The organism is Nonomuraea aridisoli (assembly GCF_003236395.1).
GTDB lineage: Bacteria > Actinomycetota > Actinomycetes > Streptosporangiales > Streptosporangiaceae > Nonomuraea > Nonomuraea aridisoli.
The window spans coordinates 1-4,973 of sequence record NZ_POUD01000434.1; the positions used below are offsets into that span (position 1 = coordinate 1).

Consider the following 4,973-nt stretch of genomic DNA (forward strand, 5'->3'; position numbering starts at 1 on the left):
TCGCGATCTCGTAGGAGACCACCTGCGCCGCCGACCGCATACCGCCGAGCAGCGCGTACGGCGAGCGCGACGACCAGCCGGCCAGCACCACGCCGTAGACGGAGACCGCGCCCATGGCCAGCATGAAGAGCACCGCCACCGGCAGGTCCACCAGCTGCAGCGGCGTCCGCACGCCGAACAGGTCGACCATCGGCGCGAACGGCACGATCGAGAAGGCCAGGAACGCCGGCACCACCATGATCACCGGCGCCAGGAAGTAGAGCACCCGGTCGACCGTGCGCGGGAAGAGATCCTCTTTCAGGCCCATCTTCAGCGCGTCGGCCACGGATTGCAGCAGCCCGAACCGGCCGGCCCGGTTGGGGCCGTAGCGGTGCTGCATCCGCGCGATGAGCTTGCGCTCGAACCACACGCCGAACATGACGCCCAGCAGGAGGAACAGGAACAACATCACGGCCTTGACGATGACGATCCACAGCGGGTCCTTGCCGAAATCGGCAAGGGTGGGATCGGCGGCGAGAATGCGCATCGTCGGCCACCTCTCATCTGCTCAGGGCTTACGGGCATTCGAGTGACACCTGCGTGATTTCATCGTTACACACGAGAATTCAGCCCGCCGCTTTTGGGACAAAGCGGCCAGAAACATTTCGCGGGGTTTCCTAGCCGATGAGGGCCTCGGTGATCTGGCGGGTGGTCTGCGCGGCCACCCGGGGGTCGGTAGCGGCGTAGGCGGTGTAGGCGTTCAGGCCGGTGGTCAGGGCCCAGCCGCGGCCGCGCGTCCAGGTCGCCTCGTCCACGCCGAGCGCGGCCCGGAAGACGGCGCGGCTCCGGGCCGACATCAAAGTGAAGGCGATGACCAGGTCGCACGCGGGGTCGCCGGCGCCGAGCCCGCCGAAATCGATGACCGCGCTGAGACGGCCGCCGACGGTGAGCAGGTTGCCGGTGTGGAAGTCGCCGTGGAACCAGACCGGAGGGCGGCCCCATGCCGGGGCGTTCAGCGCCGCCTCCCACAGCTCGGTCATCGCCGCCCTGTCGAAGACGCCGTCGAAGACGCCGCCGACCTGCGCGATCGCGGCCCGCGTCGCCCGGTCGCGGTCGGCGAGCGACTCGCCGGCCAGGCCCGCGGGCGCCTCCTCGAACCGCTGCAGGGCGGTCAGGAACTCCGCCAGCCCGACGGCGGCCTCGGCGGAGCCGCCGAGCGCCTCGACGGTCGCCACCTCGCCGTCCAGCCAGCGGGACACCGCCCAGTGCCAGGGGTAGCCGAACGCCGGCTCGCCCACGGCCACCGGCACCGGGACGGCCAGGGGCAGGTGGGCGGCGAGCCGGGGCAGCCACTCCATCTCCTTCCTGGCCTGCCCGATGGCGCCGGCGTGGCGGGGCAGCCGGACGGACAGCTCGTCGCCGAGCCGGTAGATCACGTGGTCGGAGCCGGCGGGGTCGACGAGCCGCAGCGGCGACCCCGCCCACTGCGGGAACTGCGTGCCGACCAGCCGCCTGACGAGGGCGGCGGTGATCAAGGGGCGGGTGTCCGCGGTCGTCAACGGAGTGGCTCCTGCGATCGGTCCGCTGCGTACGGCGGACGGCCGCGACCCATCACAGCCCGCCGCTGACCCGCCCGTCCACCGGTTTTCCGCGGCGCAGGGGCCGTACCGCCCAGGCGAGACCGGCTGTGACCAGCGCCGCCGCCACCAGCAGGGCGCTGACCCACAGCGGCGAGCGGAAGCCCAGCCCCGCGGCGAGGGCGAGGCCCCCGGCGGCGGGACCGGCGGCGGCGCCCACGTTGAACGCCGCGGTCGCGAACGAGCCCGCGAGGGAGGGCGCGTCCGGCGCCGCGTACATCACCCGCGCGATCAGGGTCGAGCCGACCGCGAACGACAGGGTGCCCTGGACGAGGACGAGCACGAACACGGCGGCGGGGCTGCCCGCCGTGGCCGCGAAGAGTCCCCATCCGGCGAGCGACGCGATCCCGCCGGGCAGCAGGACCCACATCGGCCGCGTGTCGGACAGGCGCCCGCCGACGGTCACCCCGGCGAACGCCCCGAGGCCGAACAGGGCCAGCATCACCGGCACCCACCCTTCGGAGAACCCGCCGACCTCGGTGACCACCGGCGCCAGGTAGGTGAAGGCGCAGAACGTGGCGGCATTCACCAGCGCGGCGACCAGCAGCACCACCAGCAGGCGGGGGCGGCGCAGCGCCCGCAGCTCACGCCGCGCGCTGGGACGGACGCCACCGTAAGTCGCGGCGGGCGTCGCGGCAGGCGTCGCGGCGGGCGTCGCGGCAGGCGTCGTGTCGGGCACTGAGCGCAGCACGGCGAGGACGGCCGGCAGGCAGATCAGGGCGACGGCCCAGAACGCCGCCCGCCAGCCGTACGCCTGGCCGAGCACGGCGCCGGCGGGCACACCTGCGACGCAGGCGAGCGTGGTGCCGGTGAGCAGGACGGAGGTCGCCCGCCCCTTGGCGTCCGGCGCGACCATGCCGGCGGCCGCCGTGAGCCCCACGGCGAGGAAGCCCGCGTTGGCCAGCGCCCCGACCACCCTGGTCGCCAGGAGCACCGGGAAGTCGGCGGTGACCGCGCCGATGACGTGCACGACCACGAACGCGGTCAGGAAGACGAGCAGTGCCCGGCGGCGCGGCCAGCGCAGGCTGAGAACCGCCATGAGCGGCGCTCCGACGATCATTCCCACGGCGAACGCGGACGTCAGTGCGCCGGCGGCCGAAAGGGACACGTGCATTTCAGCAGCTATATCCGGAATAAGCCCGGAAAGCATGAATTCAGAGGTCGCTTGGGCGAATACCGCCAGTCCGAGGACGTAGATGGCGAAAGGCATGAGCGGAAAACTCCAGAGCCGTCGAAAGAGAACGGCAGCACGTGCGCGCCTCAGGGCGCACGCCGCCGCGTGAAGGAAGACCCGGCTCGACGCCACTTTCGAGTGGCGGAGTCACGGGCAGGATTCAGTCCGTACGACGGTGATCCGGCGGCGGGTACGACGGCAGACCGCGCGTCTCAGCGACGGCGCGTCCGCGTGACACCTCGGCAGGCCACCGGAGACCGGTGGCTAGCGTCTTGACGCCTCAGGACTGGACACGGGCGACACCCTAGTGAAGGCCCTCGGGCCCCGTCCACCGGATTGACGCCCCTCGCCGGCGTCGTCCACCGCGTGACCAAAGACGTGCGGGGCGTGACCAAAGACGTAAGGCCGTACATCGTTCTGTGTACGGCCGGATTCGCCCCAGGTGAGGAGGTCACGGACCGCCCCGGCCGGGAGGCTGTGAGGTGTGACGAAACGCATCGACGCTCTCGACGTGCTCCGAGGTGTGGCGATCATGGGCACGCTCGCCTCGAACATCTGGATCTTCACCGATCCGAACGGCCCGGCGAACTTCCTGGCGCTCGGCGGCGGCGTCGTGGAGAGGTTCCTGCTGTTCCTGTCCAACGGCAAGTTCCTCGGCCTGCTGACGTTACTCTTCGGCATCGGCCTCGAACTGCAGTACCGCAGCGCCGTGCGCAAGGGCCTGAAGTGGCCCGGCAGGTATCTGTGGCGGGCCACGCTGCTGTTCGTCGAGGGCGCGCTGCACTACGTCCTGGTCTTCGAGTTCGACGTGCTCATGGGGTACGCGATCACGTCCGTGGTCGTGGCGTACCTGATCGGCAGGAGCGACCGCGTGATCAGGGGCTGGATGATCGGCGCGGGCGCCGTGCACATCCTGCTGGTGACGCTGCTGACCGCGGCCCTGCTGGCCGGCGGCGGCGCGGTCACCGGCACCGCGACCGGCCTCTACACCGAGGGCGGCTGGCCCGACCAGGTCGCCGCCCGCCTGCAGAACCTGGCCGTCTACCGGTCGGAGCTGATCCTCATCATCCCGATGGGGACCGTGCTGTTCCTGCTCGGCGCCCGCCTGCTGCGGGCCGGCGTCTTCGACGAACGCGGGGCGGCCCTGCGCAGGCGGCTGACCGTCCTCGGGCTCGGCGTCGCCGCGCCGCTGAATCTGGTCACGACCTTCGCCGGCCCGGCCTGGTTCGCCGTCGACCGCTACATCCTGCCGCCCCTTGTCGCCCTGGGCCTGCTCGGGCTGATCACCTCGATCGTGCTCGGCCTGCGCGGCGAGCCGGGCCCGGTCCGCACGGCCGTCACGAACGTCGGCCGCACGGCCCTGTCCTGCTACGTCCTGCAGAACCTGATCGCCTGCGCGCTCTGCTACGGCTGGGGCCTCGGTCTGGCGGCCGAGCTCGACTGGCTGCGCCCCTGGTGGGTGCCGGCGGCGTGGGCGGGCATCTGCCTGCTGTTCGCTGCGCTCGCCTCGCTGTGGTTGCGCCGCTTCCCGCGCGGCCCGCTCGAACTGGCCTGGCAGTGGGCCTACCAGGCGCCGCTCCCCTCGGGCGCGGTCCGCTGACCGTCAGTCCTCGCCGGCCTTCCAGCGGAACAGGTACGACATCGCGAACCCGAGCAGCCCGGTCAGCCCCGCGGCGACGGTCATCGCCATGCCGAGCGCCGAGACGGCGCCCGACACCAGAGCAGGGCTGCCGGCGACCAGGCCCGCCGCCTGCACGAGCACGACGACCACACCGAGCGCCAGGAAGACGAACGCCAGGGCGGCGAAGGCGACCTCCTCGGCCAGCGCGTCGGCGATGCCGGCCCACGCGAGGTCGAAGAGGCCGGTGCCGCCGAACAGGCACACGCCGGCGAACCCGATGAGCATCGCCTCACCGATGTTGCGTTTCAGCACTCCGTTCCAGATGACGATGATGGCGATGTAGGCGATGAGCGCCCATACGGCGACTCCCATGGCGAACGACCTCCAAGGGGGGTTTGGAGCTGGGGGTGGTCAGGCTCGCGCCGGCGGCTACGCGTCAGCGTCAGGCGCCTCCGCCGAGCCCGCCGCCCGGTCACCCGGACGGCCTTCTCCTCGATCCCGCATGCGCTCTTCCGCACGCGACGCGGCGGGCTCGGCGGAGGCGCCTGACGCTGACGCGTAG

5 protein-coding genes are annotated in these 4,973 nt (G+C 71.9%); 1 reads left to right on the top strand and 4 read right to left on the bottom strand.

From position 1 onward, the window contains the following. From C1J01_RS46155 to C1J01_RS46165, 3 genes are all read right to left on the bottom strand, one after another. Positions 1-526: complex I subunit 1/NuoH family protein (locus tag C1J01_RS46155; RefSeq protein ID WP_181449336.1), on the bottom strand; the 526-nt coding region annotated here is incomplete at its 3' end. A gap of 130 nt (positions 527-656) precedes the next feature. Further along, the gene (locus C1J01_RS46160) at positions 657-1,538 is read right to left on the bottom strand and encodes an aminoglycoside phosphotransferase family protein (RefSeq protein ID WP_111185332.1); all 882 of its coding nucleotides are present in this window, start codon (positions 1,536-1,538) and stop codon (positions 657-659) included. Between the two features lie 52 nt (positions 1,539-1,590). Continuing rightward, positions 1,591-2,826, bottom strand: a complete 1,236-nt coding sequence (locus tag C1J01_RS46165; protein WP_111185333.1) for a Cmx/CmrA family chloramphenicol efflux MFS transporter — start codon at positions 2,824-2,826, stop codon at positions 1,591-1,593. A 448-nt stretch (positions 2,827-3,274) separates the two neighbouring features. Between C1J01_RS46165 and C1J01_RS46170 the strand changes: the two genes are divergently transcribed. After that, a complete protein-coding gene (locus C1J01_RS46170; protein WP_235855125.1) occupies positions 3,275-4,390 on the top strand; it encodes a DUF418 domain-containing protein in 1,116 nt (371 codons plus the stop codon). A gap of 3 nt (positions 4,391-4,393) precedes the next feature. On the opposite strand, the gene C1J01_RS46175 is transcribed toward C1J01_RS46170, so the two are convergent. After that, a complete protein-coding gene (locus C1J01_RS46175) occupies positions 4,394-4,783 on the bottom strand; it encodes a hypothetical protein (protein ID WP_111185334.1) in 390 nt (129 codons plus the stop codon). Between the last annotated feature and the right edge of the window lie 190 nt (positions 4,784-4,973).

Bases quoted from the DNA above. Each gene is read 5' to 3' on its own strand.
- C1J01_RS46165 (WP_111185333.1), bottom strand. From the start codon at position 2,826: ATGCCTTTCGCCATCTACGTCCTCGGACTGGCGGTATTCGCCCAAGCG.
- C1J01_RS46175 (WP_111185334.1), bottom strand. From the start codon at position 4,783: ATGGGAGTCGCCGTATGGGCGCTCATCGCCTACATCGCCATCATCGTC.